Origin of the sequence: Petrotoga sp. SL27 (assembly GCF_002924605.1) — a bacterium.
GTDB classification, from domain to species: domain Bacteria; phylum Thermotogota; class Thermotogae; order Petrotogales; family Petrotogaceae; genus Petrotoga; species Petrotoga sibirica.
In genome coordinates this window covers 1-17,481 of record NZ_JAIP01000008.1, presented here as the reverse complement: position 1 = coordinate 17,481, position 17,481 = coordinate 1, and the positions used below count along the sequence as shown (strand labels likewise).

At 33.0% G+C, this 17,481-nt stretch carries 15 protein-coding genes, 1 tRNA gene and 1 rRNA gene; 12 read left to right on the top strand and 5 right to left on the bottom strand.

Features of this window, described 5'->3' with window-relative positions; all coding sequences use genetic code 11:
- Window positions 1-29: 29 nt before the first annotated feature.
- From AD60_RS02880 to AD60_RS02860, 5 genes are read left to right on the top strand one after another with little or no spacing between them, the layout of a single operon-like run.
- Window positions 30-1,007, top strand: a complete 978-nt coding sequence (locus tag AD60_RS02880) for an AI-2E family transporter (RefSeq protein WP_233186803.1) — start codon at window positions 30-32, stop codon at window positions 1,005-1,007.
- A 5-nt stretch (window positions 1,008-1,012) separates the two neighbouring features.
- Entirely contained in the window at window positions 1,013-2,365 is a 1,353-nt protein-coding gene (locus AD60_RS02875) for a hypothetical protein (protein WP_103876870.1), read from the top strand.
- Window positions 2,362-3,600 carry a U32 family peptidase gene (locus AD60_RS02870; RefSeq protein ID WP_103876871.1) on the top strand — a complete coding sequence of 413 codons (1,239 nt, stop codon included), beginning with the start codon at window positions 2,362-2,364 and terminating at the stop codon, window positions 3,598-3,600. The genes AD60_RS02875 and AD60_RS02870 overlap by 4 nt, the downstream gene beginning before the upstream one ends.
- Window positions 3,593-4,345: an ABC transporter ATP-binding protein gene (locus tag AD60_RS02865; protein ID WP_103876872.1), complete on the top strand. Its 753-nt coding sequence runs from the start codon at window positions 3,593-3,595 to the stop codon at window positions 4,343-4,345. The genes AD60_RS02870 and AD60_RS02865 overlap by 8 nt, the downstream gene beginning before the upstream one ends.
- On the top strand, window positions 4,308-5,987 hold the full coding sequence (locus tag AD60_RS02860; protein WP_103876873.1) for a hypothetical protein: 1,680 nt from the start codon (window positions 4,308-4,310) through the stop codon (window positions 5,985-5,987). The genes AD60_RS02865 and AD60_RS02860 overlap by 38 nt, the downstream gene beginning before the upstream one ends.
- Before the next feature lie 31 nt (window positions 5,988-6,018).
- On the opposite strand, the gene AD60_RS02855 is transcribed toward AD60_RS02860, so the two are convergent.
- Window positions 6,019-6,897 (bottom strand): AEC family transporter, encoded by an 879-nt coding sequence (locus AD60_RS02855; protein ID WP_103876874.1) that lies wholly within the window; start codon window positions 6,895-6,897, stop codon window positions 6,019-6,021.
- A gap of 31 nt (window positions 6,898-6,928) precedes the next feature.
- A complete protein-coding gene (locus AD60_RS02850; RefSeq protein ID WP_370445628.1) occupies window positions 6,929-7,807 on the bottom strand; it encodes an acetamidase/formamidase family protein in 879 nt (292 codons plus the stop codon).
- Window positions 7,808-8,232: 425 nt separating this feature from the next.
- On the opposite strand from AD60_RS02850, the gene AD60_RS02845 reads away from it, so the two are divergent.
- The 5 genes from AD60_RS02845 to AD60_RS02825 all read left to right on the top strand — a co-directional run bounded on the left by AD60_RS02845 (window position 8,233) and on the right by AD60_RS02825 (window position 13,731).
- On the top strand, window positions 8,233-8,619 hold the full coding sequence (locus AD60_RS02845; RefSeq protein WP_103876875.1) for a PAS domain S-box protein: 387 nt from the start codon (window positions 8,233-8,235) through the stop codon (window positions 8,617-8,619).
- A 254-nt stretch (window positions 8,620-8,873) separates the two neighbouring features.
- Complete coding sequence (locus AD60_RS02840) at window positions 8,874-9,905, top strand: ExsB family protein (protein WP_233186802.1); 1,032 nt, start codon at window positions 8,874-8,876, stop codon at window positions 9,903-9,905.
- A gap of 89 nt (window positions 9,906-9,994) precedes the next feature.
- Window positions 9,995-11,104, top strand: a complete 1,110-nt coding sequence (locus AD60_RS02835; RefSeq protein WP_103927297.1) for a diguanylate cyclase domain-containing protein — start codon at window positions 9,995-9,997, stop codon at window positions 11,102-11,104.
- Window positions 11,105-11,127: 23 nt separating this feature from the next.
- Entirely contained in the window at window positions 11,128-12,471 is a 1,344-nt protein-coding gene (locus AD60_RS02830; protein WP_103876877.1) for a GntP family permease, read from the top strand.
- Between the two features lie 12 nt (window positions 12,472-12,483).
- Window positions 12,484-13,731 (top strand): glycerate kinase, encoded by a 1,248-nt coding sequence (locus tag AD60_RS02825; protein WP_103876878.1) that lies wholly within the window; start codon window positions 12,484-12,486, stop codon window positions 13,729-13,731.
- Between the two features lie 4 nt (window positions 13,732-13,735).
- Here the strand turns inward: AD60_RS02825 and AD60_RS02820 are convergent, their stop codons facing one another.
- The 3 genes from AD60_RS02820 to AD60_RS02810 all read right to left on the bottom strand — a co-directional run bounded on the left by AD60_RS02820 (window position 13,736) and on the right by AD60_RS02810 (window position 15,513).
- Window positions 13,736-14,344 carry a CoA pyrophosphatase gene (locus AD60_RS02820; RefSeq protein WP_103876879.1) on the bottom strand — a complete coding sequence of 203 codons (609 nt, stop codon included), beginning with the start codon at window positions 14,342-14,344 and terminating at the stop codon, window positions 13,736-13,738.
- A 13-nt stretch (window positions 14,345-14,357) separates the two neighbouring features.
- Window positions 14,358-15,305 carry a GAF domain-containing protein gene (locus AD60_RS02815; RefSeq protein ID WP_199177832.1) on the bottom strand — a complete coding sequence of 316 codons (948 nt, stop codon included), beginning with the start codon at window positions 15,303-15,305 and terminating at the stop codon, window positions 14,358-14,360.
- A gap of 120 nt (window positions 15,306-15,425) precedes the next feature.
- Window positions 15,426-15,513, bottom strand: a tRNA-Leu gene (locus tag AD60_RS02810).
- Between the two features lie 262 nt (window positions 15,514-15,775).
- Between AD60_RS02810 and AD60_RS02805 the strand changes: the two genes are divergently transcribed.
- Both AD60_RS02805 and AD60_RS02800 read left to right on the top strand, forming a co-directional pair.
- Window positions 15,776-16,948 (top strand): type III PLP-dependent enzyme, encoded by a 1,173-nt coding sequence (locus AD60_RS02805; RefSeq protein ID WP_103876880.1) that lies wholly within the window; start codon window positions 15,776-15,778, stop codon window positions 16,946-16,948.
- A 455-nt stretch (window positions 16,949-17,403) separates the two neighbouring features.
- A 16S ribosomal RNA gene (locus AD60_RS02800) occupies window positions 17,404-17,481 on the top strand; the annotation flags it as partial.

Here is a 17,481-nt window from a genome sequence, read left to right as displayed (position 1 = left end):
TATTAATTGGAAAATGGATGGTGAAAATATTGTTGTCACAAGGTGGTTGGTTGTCATTAATCTATTTGGGTATATTTCTGTTGTTGTCTTATTTTTCTCCTTTTATTATTTCAGCGCTGATTTTGGGCGTCTTTTTGTCTATGCTAATAGAAGCACCGCAAAATTTATTTTCAAAGTTTATGAATTCTAAATTATCCGCCCTCTTATCACATGTACTTGTCTTAGGGTTAGTCTTATATGCAGCGATTACCTTTTTCCCCCTTGTTATTAATGAAGGCAGGAAACTATTTTCTATGCTTTCCTCTTTAACTATCCCTCAAGAAGAAGCAATGGCTCAACTACCTGAATGGTTGGTTACTTTTATCAACGATTTGAACAAAAATCTTTCTGATTTTGCCTTAGGCTTGATGAACCAGCTTTTATCATCTATTCCCAATTTGATAACTTCGGCTATTGTTTTAGTTGTAACAACTACGGCAATCGGTTCATTAAAAAAAATCACGAAGAATAATTTATGGAAACTTTACCCTGTAAACGACAGAGAAAAAGGTTTGAAGTTTATGAAGGATACTTACTCACAGTTTGAAAGATTTGTACATGGTCAATTTCTGGCAGCTATAATAGTGGGAACTTTTATTGGGTTAATGTCGTTTCTTTTTCGTATACCAAGTGCGTTTTTTTTAGGAATCTTAGCTTGGATCACCGATTTTATACCGTATTTAGGAGTAGTTATTTCCGCAGTCCCTTTATTGATGTTAGCTTTCACTGAAAATGGGTTAGTCGGTTTAATAATAGGAATAGCAATTTTAACCACTGCCAATCAACTGGAAATGTGGTTCTTACAGCCAAAGATTCAAAGTAATGCTCTCAATTTGCATTGGTTCGTAATAATAATATCTATACTCTTATTCGGTGATTTATTTAGCTTTTTAGGTATTTTTATCGCTCTTCCTATAGTTGTTTATCTTAGAAACTTTTGGGAATACTTCGTGATAAAAATCAAGTGAGATAAATGAAAAAACTTTATCTTTTTTTACTAACCATTTTGTTGACAATATTTAGTTTCTCATCTGCCAATCTGCTAACAAAAAGTGATCCGGAATATTATTTTAAAAAGTTAGGGAAAGTCTATTTAAAATACCCCATTTATGGCGATTTAAACAGCACTCCAGAAAGTTTTGAAAATTACATACACTTTTCAATAGATTTAAAATACGAAAGTAGAATCATGGATGATTTTAACTTATCCGGAGGTTGGTATAGAAGTACAGAGATAAGCGAAGTCCTGTTCAGAGATTTTGCTTTAGAAAACGGGGACTTATTCACTTTTGGATTCAAAAATTATTACAGTGATTATTTTTACACACAGTTCATCGCTGATTTTAGGGTAGCTGATACATCTTATTTTACTTACGAAAATTACAGTCTTTTCAATCTTCCATCTTTGGTTTATATCTCTTTGGATTTTCCCACTTATTCTTATTTATCTTACAATAAAGAAGATCTTAGTTTTTTGGTGGGAAGAGTCCCTCTTTCATACGGTCCTATGAAATACAACCTAGTGGTATCTGATAACTCTCCTTATTATGATACGTTGGCTATTTCTTATTCTTTTAATGATAAATTAGATTACGATTTCGCTGTTTTATCTATGGTGCCTTTGCTTTCAAAAGAGGAATATGCCACCATGGATGACGAGTTTATCGCCTTCCGAAATGCTTTTTATAATGGTTTGAATTATAATCCAAATGAGAAACTTTTTTTTGGAATAAGCTCTTTGAATCAGGTGGCGGGAGATCTGCCTAATCCTGTAAATATGTTTATAAAATCAGTTGCGGGGCTATATGGAGGATATATTAAGATCATCCCTGTTTGGGAGATAAATATAGATACTGAATATGCGTTTAATTATGCCACACTTAGCACTGGTTATGGTTTAGGCCTTTCGAAGACCTTTGATTTTGAAGGTGCCAAATTTAAAATTGGTTTTGAAAGATATGAAATACAAGATAACTTTTTCTCAAACGGGTATCCGTACGATGATTTATACTACAGAACTATCGCTTTATCTAACGAACCTGGTGCCAGAATCTTTTTTGACTATCCGTTTGGTTTCAAGTATGGGGAAGATTCCCAGATAAACAGTGTCGATATAACCTTAGCCTTTGAAAAGGGTTTTTTCAGTTATATTTGGGATCATGGAACAAACTCAAAAGGTATTATCAACAGCAATATTTTTCGTTTCTTGTTTGACACAAAGTTAGGAGATTTTGAATTGAAATGGAAATCCTTGAAGAATGGTGAGGAAGAATTTGAGACATTTTTGATATCTTATGGATTCGAGGTGAACTTTTTATTGCCATGAAGAAAGTTGAGTTGTTGTCTCCCGCGGGAAACTACGAAAAATTGGAAACTGTGTATCACTATGGTGCCGATGCCGCATACATTGGTGGAAAAATCCTAAATTTAAGGGCGTTTTCCAAAAATTTTGAAGACGAAGAATTGGAAAAAGCTGTAAAATTAGCAAAAGATTTACAAAAGAAGCTTTTTGTTACTCTCAATGCAATACCTCACAATTCTGAATTGGATCTCTTACCTGATTATATAAGCTATTTGGAAAGTTTAAACGTTGATGGGTTAATAGTTGCAGATTTGGGTGTATTTAATCTTGTGAAAAGAAGCTCAAACTTACCTTTGATCATTAGCACCCAGGCAAGTAACACCAATTGGGCTAGTGTGGCCATGTGGAGGGATCTAGGAGCGAAGAGGGTTATATTGGCAAGAGAACTTTCATTAAGTGAAATATCAGAAATCAGAGAAAAAGTTCCAGATATAGAAGTTGAAGTATTCATCCATGGAGCAATGTGTGTATCTATTTCAGGTAGATGTCTATTAAGTAATTACTTAACGGGACGAGATGCCAACAGAGGGCAATGTACACAGCCCTGTAGATGGAAATACTATCTAATGGAAGAAAAAAGACCTGGGGAGTATTTTCCTGTGGTTGAAGATGAAAGAGGAACGTACATTATGAATTCTAAAGATCTTTGCTCTATCGATTTTCTTGACAAAATAATCGAAACCGGGGTTGATAGTTTAAAGATAGAAGGAAGGATGAAAAGTAGTTATTATGCGGGAGTAACGACCAAAGTGTACAGACAGGCAATCGATAGTTATTACAATAAAGAATACACAAAGGAACTTATCGATTGCTTAAAAAAAGAACTTGAAAGTGTCAGCCACAGGGAATACACAGCCGGTTTTTATTTTAATAGGCCGGATGAAAACTCCCAAAATTATAAGACTTCTTCTTACGTTAGAAATTACAAATTTGTGGGAAAAATAATCGACAAGATGTCTAAAGATCAATATATTGTTGATGTCAGGAATAAGATAGAAAAGGGTGAAGAATTAGAAATTGTAACCAAAAAAGGCGAAAATACTAAAATATTATTGGATCAAATAGTAAATCTTGAAGATGGTAGTTTAATTGACAGTGCAAATCCCAACCAAAAAATAATTTTGAAGTGGGATAATTCCCTAGATGTCGGGGACTTGATCCGAGTTCCTAACAAAGGAGGCAGTAATCAAATTGATTGAATTGATAGATCTTACAAAACGTTTTTCTGAAAATGTAACGGCGGTGGATCATGTAAACTTGCTAATAGAAGATGGGAAAATTTTTGGGTTTTTAGGGCCTAACGGTGCAGGAAAAACAACCACTATAAGCATGATTACTGGTTTGTACAAACCAACTTTTGGAAGAATTATTTATGATGGTATGGATTTTCAAAAAGAACCTATAAAGATAAAAAAGTTGATAGGTTTTGTTCCGGATGAACCATTTCTTTTTGAAAAGATAACCGGAATATCTTACCTAAATTTTATAAGTGATGTATTTGAAGTACCGCTTGAAGAACGCAAAAAAAGAGGGGAATGGTTGATAAAAACCTTTAAGCTCGAAAACGCTATTAGCAACCCCATTTCTACTTACTCCCATGGGATGAAACAGAAGTTAGCTCTGATTGCTGCGTTGATCCACAACCCAAAGTTCTGGATTCTCGACGAGCCGATTGTTGGACTTGATCCTGAATCAGCTTTTATTCTAAAAAATCTTATGAAAAAACATGTGGAAGCAGGAAATATAGTATTTTTTTCCACACATATTATGGAAATTGCAGAAAAAGTTTGCGATGAAATAGCCATCATTAATAAGGGAAGAATCATCTTTGAAGGTTCTATAAAAGATCTAAGAAAGCTCAAAGGGGATAAAAGTTTGGAACAAATATTCTTAGAGGTGACAAATAGTGAAAGTGAAAAGATTGATTTCTCTTATCTTGATTAAATTAAATCAGCACTATGGAATTTCCAAAACTAAATACTCCATAAAAAGGAATAAAAGCGATTTAATTACTTTTATAGTTATTTTTTGCGCACTTGTAACAACGGTCGTTGCCTATTCATTTCCCTACCTCAACATGCTTAAAAATACTTTGGAGACTTACACAATCTTGAATATACAGCCATTATTTCTGGCAAATTATTTTGTCTTAGCTGGTTTTTTTGGCTTCTTCTTAGGTGCTTTTCTGCTGATTGGAGAATTATTTATCAATAAAGATATGAAATTTTTATTAACCTTACCTTTGAAACCTTATGAAGTTATTTTAGGGAAATTATCTGTGATTTTATCAGATCAAATGTTTATTTCATTGATATTATTGCTGCCTTCTTTGATTTATTTTGGGGTTTATACTAAACAAAATTTTTTATATTATGTGATATTCATAATTATTTTTCTTTTTTCGCAAGTATTTCCCATGACCGTGGTTTTACTCTATACTTTGTTCACTTCAAGATTATTAAAAAAATCTAATAGACGAGAACTTCTATTGTATTTATCAACAATTTTTCTTATGGTTATCTTTGGTTTATATTTGTTTTTATCTGGGTCAAATTTTTCAATAAATATGCAAAATAGCAACGAAATACCCAATATTTCTATCAATCCTGATAGCGTCATTACTAGGTTAGCAAGGATTTATCCCCCCGCTTTTTTAGCTGTAAAATCTTTAACTAGTGGCATTTTTTTAAATTTAGTATGGCTTTTATTGTTCCTTGGTTTCCATTTATCCCTATTAATTTTAACGTTGTATATTGGTGAAAAGTTATACTTTTCTAATTATTCTTCCTTGATAGAATCAAAACCTTTAATTAGAAAATCTAAAACTCAAGAAAATTATAACTTCTTCAACAAAGAATCAACTTTAGAAAAAGCTTTATTAAAAAGGGAGTGGTTGTATTTTTTGAAAACGCCTTCATTTTCAGTCAATGGATTTGCTAATGTTTTAGCTTTTCCTATAATATTGATAGTCTTTGGTATTATATTCAATAATGTGGAACTAGGCTTAAGTAGGGAAATAATCAGCACGATATTACAATACAAATTATTCATTGTTGGTTTTGTTGCAACCTTAGCTTCGTCTATAAACGGTCTTTCTTATTCATGTTTTTCAAGAGAAGGAAATTTGATAAAAGAACTGAAAATAATACCAGTGAATGTAGATCAAATTTTGAGGGTCAAAATTAAACATATTATGCAAATAAGCTCTTTAGGTTTTGTTTCTGGTTTAATTATTGGTACGTTTCTTTTTAAACTAGATCTTTACGAGTTTTGCGGAGCCATGATTTTATCGATTATTTTCAATTTATTTCTAAATATAATTCAAATGATTATTGATGCTTCAAAACCATACTTAAACTGGGATAATCCACAGAAGGCAATGAAACAAAATATAAATGGTTTGCTTGCTATATTGTTGGTTTTTGGAGTTGTAGGAATCGTAGGGTTCTTGATATATAAATTGGTTCCATTATTCAATCAGTATCTTATTTTCATCATTCTAAACTTCATATTCTTGATTTTTAGCTTAATACTATGGAGATATTTAAAAAGGAAAACCGTTCAACTCCTAAGTAGAGAATTATGAATAGTAAATTTTAAAAAAGCAAAAGACGTGATCAAAACCCCATTATCGCTGTTACAGCAAATACAATTATGAAAGAAATAAGAGTTGTAAGACTCACGAAACTGCTAGCGAGTTCGGAGTCATAGTTGTTTTTTACCGAATAAACGATCGCCATCATTGCACTTGGTAGCAATGGGGAAAGAAAAAGAGAAATTCTTTGCAGTTCTGTACTTACAGGGATTAGTAAAGTGAATAACGAAACTATAAGCCCCAATAAATACTTTGTGGTTACAGAAATCGTTAAGATCCTTCTGTGAACTTTTAGAGATACTATATTGAAATAAAAACCTACTAAAAACATTATCAAAAAATTATTGGCATCTTTTATAACCATCATAGGTGAAAGTACGAATTCAGGTAAATTAACGCCGTTTAGGAGAAAAGCTAAAATTAAAGCTATAAAAGGAGGAAATTCTAATAAGTCTACAATATGGAATTTGCCTCCTTTTCCTTCAGCAACAGATTTGCCAACCCCAAATACTATAAAACTGTTTCCTAAGTCGTAAAGTGCAAAGTAAGTTATTGATTCAATACCCCATAACATTTCTGCCAAAGGGTACATGAAAAGGCCAATGTTCACTCCACAAAAGGCTAATAGTATTACGGTACTTATTTTTACATCTTCGATTTTTAAAGTTCTTAATAAAAATTTCCCACCCCAAAAGATCAGCAAACTACCTAAAAAGCCTATCAGAACAAAAAATAATTTAGATAAATCTATTTGAGATGAAGTTATACCTATGAATACAGTCATGGGAAGAGTAAAATTGATTATCAAAGTTGTTAGGATATCACCTGTGTTTTTCGGCAAAAACCTTTTGGATATGTTTCCTATGGTTGCTATTATTACAAAGTTTATAAGTGCTGTCAATGACTTACTCCCCTTTTATTGGTAAAAATGTCTATTTTAGAAATTCTAAAGGTAGTTCCATTCTCACGGTTTTTAAAGGATCAACAACTTGGCAAATTTGAAGATTTCCAGCAGCGCTTAGTAAGAACATAGCTTGTTCTTTACTGAGTTTATATTCTTCGGTCAAAAAATGTACCATGTTTTTTGTTGCTGTAATTGAAGCTTCATCTAAAGATGGGTTTGAAGCTAATGTATAAATATTTTTTTCAGTTTTCACCATAGGCAATTTCCAATTTTTATCTTTTATTATATTGAATGAAACGGATACTTCAGTGGGGATTTCCACACCTGTCACGCAAACTTCCCCATCTCCCATAGCTGCATGTAAATCGCCTAAAGCAAATAAAGCTCCTTCAACATTCACAGGTAGATACACCGTAGTTCCTTCTCCAATGATATTACAGTCCATGTTTCCACCATGCTCTCCAGGTGTACCACAAGGTATATTCCCTTCCTTAGGAGCGGTACCAATAACCCCTATCATCGGTTTTAAAGGGATTTCATAGTCATACAAAAAAGCTTTGTTTTCTTTTATTGGTACTATTTTGATAAAACTTCGTTCAAAAGAATCACCTAAGGCTCCCATATCTTTGCCCGTTAACATTACACCATAATCTCGAGTTATTTTTATATTTTCTATATTAACTTCCAAAACGTCTCCCTCTTTTGCCCCTTCAATGAAAATAGGACCTGTAGCCGGATTAACTTTTTCCCAGTTTATTGAATCGAAAGGTTGGTTCTCAGATCTTATTTCATCACTTAAAGCATCTTTTGTCTCTATACTGATTTTCTCTTTGGGTTTAACCTTAGCCACAGGAGCATTTGTTTTAGAGAAACTAAATATAGAGTTTTCTTTTTTTATTTTCATCAACACAATCACCTCTTTTGGCATTTTTTGTAAAAAAAGAAACATTTTTTGGACGTTATTTATAATTAAAAAGAGTATAATATAATCAATATATATTTTATCATACAGATTTTAATTATATATAACTATAAAGGATTTACAGCGAATACTTTTTAAACAGGAGAGATTATGGTGGGAAATCATGAAAATACGCTAAAAGAACTACTGGATATGTATGAGTCCGCTTCAGAGATGTATGCAGGAACTATAATGCGAATAGATCTGTCTAATGGTAAGATCTTGTATTGAGAAAATTTGAAACAAATCACCGGAATTGGAAAAAACGAACTTCCAAATAATCGTGATGAGTTACTAGCTTTAATAAAAGAAGAAGATGTCCAAAAATTATCGATAAAGTTAATAGTAGTGAACACGAAGCCGAGTGTGCGATGAAAGTATCTTTGAAAAGTGATAAAGAAGATTTTAATTTTTTTGATTTAATTGGGGAGAAAAAAAGAAGGGACGGAAAAGATGTTTTATACGTTTTGGTTCGTAATCCTAATCAAAATTTCGGATTGATGAGCTTAGATATATTTTTTCCAAAAGAGGTAATTGGCAATTTTCCTCAGGCCATAGTTATAACTGATAAAAACAACAAAGTACTAAGGGTAAACAAAGCATTTTTAAAATTGACTGGCTATACTCTTGATGAGGTTATCGGTAAGATCCTCACTTTTGGGCTTCAAATATGCACGATAAAAATTTTTGGGGAGCAAATGTGGCAAGAACTTAAATCAAAAGGATTTTGGAGCGGTAGAATAATAGATAGAAAATAGAATGGAGAAGTCATATTCCTTTATTCAAATTTCTTTGAAATTAAAGGATACAACAACGAAGTAATAGGGTATATAGCTATAAATACGGATATTACCAATAGGGTTAAAAAAGAAGAAGAAATAACAAGAGTACTCAAACATGATTCTTTGACAGGTTTGTCAAACGTGAAAGGTTTATTGGAGAGAATTGAAGAGGTTCTACAAAAAAAACAAAAGAAAATAAACTTGCTCTTTTAATAGTGGAAATCGAAGAAATGTACAAATTAATTGATTTTTATGGTAAAGAGAAACAATTAAGAGATAAACGGGAGAGAGGAATGACAACAACGATTGAAGAAAAAATAGATTCTATAAAAAAGGAAATGAAAGAGATAATAGATAATAAACATTTGTATATTGCTTTTTCAGGAGGTATGGACAGTACCGTTGTGGCATTACTTGCAAAAGATATTTTTTCTAAAAGTAAGATTACTTTGGTGAACGTTTGTTTTGGTGGTTATTCTTACTCAAAAGGATTAGAAGCTGTTTTAACCTTATCCAAACAGTTGGGTTTAAAATTGTTTTTTTCACGTGGTGAAGAAGAACAGGAAGAGATAATGTACCATGGTCCAAATTGTAATCAATGTACAAGGATTGTAAAAATCGGAAAGGTAAAGCAGTTTTCTTATAAGGGGATAGTTGCTTCAGGTGCCAACTTATCTGATTCATGGGGCAATACGGGGATTAAGTTTTTTAATGGGATATACTCTCCACTTTTAAATTTGAACAAAGAAGAGATAAGGGAGATTTTGGAATACTATAATATGAAGATACCAAAAATTGGGGAGAATAATATAAGAGAAGGTTGTAAATACAAACATTTATTAAAAATGTCTGTTAATAGAGATTATCATTCAAGAGCTGATATCATTGCCAATGAAGTGATTCACGATGTGCTTGATTTTTACGATGTTCAAAGAGACATTGCAAACGTTAAAATTGTTGGTCCTCTTTCAAAGAATATCGCTCTGATTAATGTTAAACCCTTACCATCTAAAAAAATTTTAGAAGAGATAAAACGTCTCCTTCAAAATGAAGATACCATAGATTTTGTGGATATAGTAGATAGCGCTTTAAAGCTGAAGATTTTGGTAAATCCAGGTATATATAACAATGAAGAGTCAAAATACTGGATATTAAATGGGCGATTGGCTCCGGAATTTGCTATGCCCATAAACGCCGAATGGGTTAAAAGCTCAAACTACAAATTATGGACTTTTGCTGTAGTGGATTATAAAAAGTTATAAAAAATCACAATTTTATCCCTTTGGATAGAACCGAGTGATATGTAAAAAATTTATACTATAATTATTAATATTTGAGGAAGGAGGATAGTATGGTATATATAATCATTTCTATTGTATTTTTGTTTATATTGGCCTTTGTTTTTTACACGGGGATAAAAACCGCTATCTATGTTCGAAGAATCACTAAAGAAGAAGACAAACCACCTGCTTTCACTCCTCCCAGTCCGAAAAAGGTTATAAGAAATCGATTTAAAAGTTCTCTATTTGAAACGGCTATTACTTGTTTAGAAAAAGAGGTCGAAAAGGATTATGCACTTAAATCTATTATAGAAAAGTTACCTCTCTTTTTAAAAGCCGATTCTTGGAGTTTTTTAATAACTCCACCTGATGGTAAATGGAGATTTTTATTCTGGTCAAAGAATTTAGACTTTCTTCCTTTAGAAGAACTTGCCTCAGAAATACAAATTAGTGGAGAACATATTAAAAAAGTATTAGATACAAAAAAAATACTTTTCATGAAGGACACTAAAACGAATACTCTTTGGAATCAAAAACATAGCTTGTCCAAGTCTTGGTTGGGCATACCGATTATCGTAAAAAATGAAATAATAGGTGTTTTGAATGTTGATTGGTTTAAGCAAGCAAAGATATCTGAATTTGAAAAAGAATTAATAAATTACTTTTTAGAAGATGTAGATAGGATTTTAAAATCTATTTTTTCTTTGAATGAACTGTTTCTAAATTCAAAGGTAGATATATTAACCCGAGTATACAGTAGAAAAGCCCTTGAAGAATATATTTCTCAACATAAATCCGATAGTTCAAAAAAGGCGGATATTTTTCTGGACTTTGACAATTTTAAAAAGATTAACGATAATTTTGGTCACACCGTAGGGGATCAAGCTTTAAAAATTCTTACAAAGAGAATTCAAAATTCTATTAAATCTAATGATTTAATCTTTAGATACGGAGGAGACGAATTTGTTATAATAATAAATGAAATAACTGAGAACAATAGTATTGATATAATTATACAAAGGATCAAATCAACAGTTAAAACTCCAATAACGTTCAACGATATATTGATAATATCTTCTATAAGTGTAGGGTATTGTCTTGTTCCTGAAGAAGCTCCTGATATTGAGAAAGCCATTGAAATAGCGGACAAAAGAATGTATTTGGAAAAAGAAATACATTAATTAATATTAAGGAGGTATTACTAATGGGTATATGGTTGATCATTTTGTTGATTTTATCTGTTATTTTTATAATTTTTGCAACCGCTAGGTTGACGTTACACCCTTTCTTAGTTTTGCTTTTCACTGCTGTTTTGTTTGGTATTTTTTCTGGAATGAGTTTGATAGAAATAGTTGATTCAATCACCGGTGGTTTTGGAGGCACGCTTGGAAGTATAGGCATCGTGATCGCCGCTGGTACGATAATCGGGACTTTCCTTGAAAAGTCTGGCGGCGCGTTTAAGATGGCTGAGGCTACCTTAAAATTAACTGGGGAAAAGAGAGTTCCTTTGGCTATGGCTATAATAGGTTATATAGTTTCCATACCTGTTTTTTGTGACTCTGGATTTGTAATCCTTTCTCCTTTAAATAGGGCTGTTACGAAGAGGGCAAAGTTCTCCCTTGCAGCTACTGGTCTTGCCCTGAGTCTTGGATTATATGCTACACATACGATGGTTCCACCTACCCCAGGACCCATAGCAGCCGCTGGGATCTTAGGCGCGGATTTGGGGATGGTTATATTGATTGGGTTGATAGTTTCTATTCCTGCCATGCTTATAGGCGTATTATATGCCAATATAATGGGCAAAAGAATATATATTGAACCAGAACCAGAATTAAGCGATGTCGAGACAGAGGAAAGAACTAAGAAAGCTCCTTCGACTTTTAATTCTTTCATGCCCATAGTTGTGCCTATCATATTGATTCTTTTAAAATCAATTTCTGATTTCCCAACCAGACCTTTTGGGGATAGCGCTGTTAGAAGCTTTTTTGGGTTCGTTGGTAATCCGGTAATCGCTCTTTTAATAGGAGTTTTAATAGTTTTCACTTTACCCAAAAAATTAGATAAAAAGATGCTTTCTTCAAGTGGTTGGGTAGGTGAAGGATTGTTGAATGCAGCATCTATTATTTTGATAACAGGAGCTGGGGGTGCATTTGGAAGAGTCCTTCAAAATTCAGGAATTGCAAATGTATTAGGCGAAGGTTTAGCAACAGCTAATTTAGGTATCTGGCTGCCTTTTATCGTAGCTGCAGCGATTAAATCAGCTCAAGGATCTTCAACTGTTGCTATAATAACTACTGCATCGTTAATGGCACCATTGATGGGCTCTCTTGGTTTGACTACACCTGCTGCAATAGCATTGTCTGTGGTTGCCATTGGAGCTGGATCTATGGTGGTATCTCATGCTAACGATAGTTATTTCTGGGTTGTTTCACAATTTTCTAGAATGAGTGTCAATCAAGCTTATAGGCTTCAAACCCTGGGGACATTGTTAGAAGGAGTCACCGCAGCAATTGTTATATGGATTATAAGTTTAATGATATTGTAAGGAGTTGATTGTTTGAAAAATTTACGTGAAGATGCCTTTAGGATAATAAAAGGGTCAATAGACTTTGTTTTGCCAGAAAAAGCGGTTCAGCAAGAACTTGAGAAGTTGAGTTTAGATGATAATATTCATATAGTTGCTATAGGTAAAGCTGCTTGGAGGATGGCTAAAGCAGCAAAAGATTTCTTAAAGGATAAGGTAAAAGATGGAATAGTTATAACAAAACATGGCCATTCTCAAGGAACTATAGAAGGGCTCCAAATATATGAAGCAGGTCACCCTATTCCAGATGAAAATACTATAAAAGCCACAAAGAAAGCTATAGAATTGGTACAAAATTTACGCGAAGACGATGTGGTATTATTTCTTGTTTCCGGAGGAGGGTCAGCCCTTTTTGAGCTTCCCGCTGATGATCTTACTTTAGAAAACATAAAAAATGTAACAGATATGTTGTTAAAATCCGGGGCAAATATAGTGGAAATAAATACAGTTAGGAAACATCTCTCTAGAGTTAAAGGGGGGAATTTTGCAAAGTTAGTAGAACCTGCAAAAATATATTCTCTTGTTTTATCTGATGTGTTAGGGGACAGATTGGATAGCATAGCATCTGGTCCTGCATACCCTGACTCTACCACCATCAAAGATGTGGAAAAAATAATAAAAAAGTATGACTTACAACTCTCAGAAGAAATCTTACAAACTCTAAAAAAAGAGACTCCAAAACATCTAAACAACGTTGAAACAAGGATTATAGGTAGTGTAACTAAGGTTTGTGAAAGTGCTGCCAAGATTGCTCAAAGTTTGGGATATAATACTATGATTTTAACAACTACCCTTGATTGTGAAGCAAAAGAAGCGGGCTCGTTTTTAGCTGCAATAGTTAGAGAGGAAAAAGAAAGAGAAAGACCATTAAACACACCTTGTGCAATAATTTTAGGAGGAGAAACAGTTGTTCATGTTAGAGGAAATGGTAAAGGAGGAAGGAATCAAGAACTGGTTTTATCAGCTGCACGAGGTATTAAAGGATATCAAGGAGTTTTGATTGCCTCGGTAGGAACAGATGGAACTGATGGCCCAACGGATGCAGCAGGTGGAATAGTTGATGGGGAAACGGTCAATAGGTTACAAGGCAAAGGAATAGATGTTGAAAATGTGTTGAATGACAACGACTCATATCATGCCTTACAAAGTATTGACGGCCTAGTTATAACAGGACCTACTGGCACAAATGTAAATGATTTAACTTTTATACTCTGTAATTGAATCGTCAACGCTTCAATTTCTTAATAAACTCGTACGTCAATCTGGCGGTAATACCCCAAATAATTTTATCTTCGTATACATAAAAATAAATAGGGTATTTACCAACTCTCCAGTTATAATCTTTTCCATTAGGGATAAGATCAAAAGGGAAGCCTTCATCTGTTTCGTTTGTAAGATAAGTGTTATGCACTAAAGGTTCATGCGATAACAAATATTCTAAAGGTACCGTGAAAACTTCTTCAACTTCTTCATTAGGTTTTATTGTGTTAACGTTTATATTCAAAAAGCCAACATACGAATATATCAAATAATTAAAGGGAGTAAGGAGATAATCCGCTGCTCCCAATATTTCTATGTTATTTGGTTGCAAGTTCAATTCCTCACAACTTTCTCTAATTGCTGCATTTTTTGGTGTTTCGTTGGCCTCGATTTCTCCTCCAGGGAAAGAAACTTCACCAGGTTGTCTCACTAAAGTTTTTGATCTCAATTCGTATAAAAGTTGTAAAGAGTTGTCTTTTTGTATCAAAGGGATCAATACAGAAAAACAATTTTCTACTCCAATAGGTTTTGGAGAATGATCTTTAAAAATCTCTTTAATTTCATCAATATTCACACAATCACCTTATTCACCAAAATCTTTCAGAAAGTAATTTGGCAATAGCCTCCAAAAATGATCGATCGTCTTGATCAAAAGGAGCTTTTTCATGACTATCGATATCTATTTCACCAACAATATTTCCATTTTTATCAAATATAGGAACAACTATTTCTGCCTGGGTTTTTGGGCTGCATGAAAGATAGTTCTCTTCTTTGCTAACATCATCAACAACAAAGGTTGTTTTTGTGCTTGCGGCTTGCCCACAGATGCCTTGTCCAAACTTTATTTTTTTGTGTTCTGTTGGTTCTCCAACAAAAGGTCCTAACACAAGAGAATTGCTCTCTGCCTCATCGACTAGATAAAAACCCACCCAATTATAATAAGGTATTCTTTCAGATAACATTTGAGAAATTAATTTTAAAATACTCATCTTATCATTATAATTTTTATCAGTAATAAGTGTTTTTATCTTATCGTATAAAATCCAAAAGTCAGCTTTTTTCTTATTGGGTGTTGTAGTACTAATGAATTTCCTTATCGCTTCTTCTATTAAAGTTTTTGGATCTATCTTATCCCTATTGAAATAAAAATAAAGTATATCTACACCAATTATTGTTCCTTTGAATGATTCTAAAAATTCGTAAGGGCTATCACCCATGAATACAGTTAAATAAACCGCATAATCTCCTCTGTCAAGTTGAAACTCTTTAGAGGATTTTGTCAGGTCATTGATGATATCGGCTTTTAAATCTTTTATAATTTCTTGCTTGTACCAAAAAGCCTTGTCAAGTTCCTTTCTTCCAACTTTTTTAAATTTTTCAACAATCTCATCATCCCTGATGCCTTTTTTTTCTTGATAAAGATTTACAAAATTTAAAGTTCTCTTGTAATCTTGCCAAAATAAATTCCACTTTTCTTTTGGATAAGTCAATATTTCAAAAAAATAATCAGTAAAATCTCTAAAAACGCTTCTCATTAATACAAAGTGCCTCCTTTTGATTTTCGGATAACTATTAAATTATATCAAAACTGACTCATAAAATAAAAAACCACCTTTTCTGAAGAAACGGGCTTCCGCCTCTTAAGGAAAGGTGGATGGTGCCGAGGGCGGGACTTGAACCCGCACGGACTAAAAGCCCATAAGATCCTGAATCTTACGCGTCTACCAATTCCGCCACCTCGGCTTATTAACTGCTATTTGTTTAAATTATACCACTACAAAGGAATTTTGTGAATACCATTGGGGATATTTAATAATGTAACTTAGCATAATTATATATTAACTAAATAAATGTTTGCACGTTACTTTTTGTGTATTAAATATTCAATTGTAAATTTATAATTCTTAAATTTAGGATTCTCTAAAAACCAAATACTTTAGAAATAAAATAAATCTAGAGTTTCTAAAAGTAATATAATACAAAAAACTTAGGGAGGTTGGATAAATTGGAATTAACGCAACTAATAAGGGAAGCGGCAAAAAATCTAGAAACACCTTTTTTAGTATTAGACACTAATTATGTAAAGGAAAATTATTACAAGCTCAAAAATTCAATCAACGATGTCGAAATTTTTTATGCGGTAAAAGCCAATTCTCATACTAGCATACTAGAAACACTAAGAGATTTAGGAGCTTCTTTTGATGTTGCATCAAAAGGGGAAATAGAAAAATTAATGAACTTGGGAATTTCTACAGATAAAATGAGTTTTGGAAATACAATAAAGAAAGAAAAAGACATAAAATTCGCATGGGATAATGGAGTAGAATATTTTGCAGTAGATTCAGAGATGGAAGTTGAAAAGATTGCAAGAAACGCCCCGGGTGCAAAAGTATACGGAAGATTGTCAATGAGTTCCAACGATTCAGATTGGCCACTTTCGGGTAAATTTGGCACTGACGTAGATCATCTAATAGAAATCCTAAAATATGCAAAAAGAAAAGGTTTAATACCATATGGGGTGTCTTTCCACGTAGGCTCGCAATCATATAACAAATACAAGTGGAAGGAAGCAATTTTGAATGCCAGTGAGGTTTTTGAAAAACTTCACAAGCAAAAGATTGATTTAAAAATGCTGAATTTAGGCGGTGGTATTCCCGTAAAACATACAAAACCAGTGCCGGACGTAGAAGAAATTGGAGAAATAATAAATGAATCGATCAAAGAGTATCTTGGATGGGTGAAAGGGTTAAGAGTTTTATCTGAGCCGGGAAGGTCTATGGTTGGTAATGCAGGGATAATTGCCTCAAGAGTTCTTTTAAGGAGTAGAAAGGGTACACAAAACTGGGTGTTTTTAGATACCGGTGTTTTTCACGGTTTAATGGAAACCGTTGAAAATTTCAGGTACGAAGTGCTGGTGGAAGGCAAAGAGTATTCCGAAACAACAACTATGACCTTAGCTGGTCCTACCTGTGACAGTGTAGATACTATCTATGATGAAATTGAATTGCCAATTAATATTGATTATAACGACATAGTATATTTTATAAATACTGGTGCTTACACCAATGAATATGCAACATCCTTTAATGGTATAGGACCAATTAAAGTATACACAGTTGAAGATTTAGAAGCTCTATTAAAAGGCGAGATTGTATTCATGGAAGAAATGCAAAGCTAATTTTGTAAATTTACCATTAAAAATAGATGCTGAAAAAGCATCTATTTTTTTAAAATCAAATCCGATGAAATTAATCCATTTTAATAAATAATTATTAAGTTTTAGTATTTATTGGAAATAATATAAATACCAAGACTAATATAACTTAAGCGAGATCTTTGTTTTATGGTCTCATTTGTTTAAATATTGGATCGAAGTTTTTAAAATAATAGACTTAAAAAAAATATCAATTCACAATAATTTACAAATAAGTTCATAAAAAAGAAATTGACAAAAGGTAGAGTGATGTGGTAATATATACAACGCTGATGGATGAAAGAGTAAATGAAGTTTGCGTTTGTGTGCAAACGAAGTTCTTTAAAAAAAGGAAGAATTTTGAAATTGGGGAGTTTGATAGGTGAACCCCTTGATGTATGTTGGTCTTTGAAAAGTAGATAGAGGAGGCCCAAGAGTTTAGGATGAAGGGTTTGATCCTGGCTCAGGGTTAACGCTGGCGGCGTGCGTAACACATGCAAGTCGAACGGGCCATTACT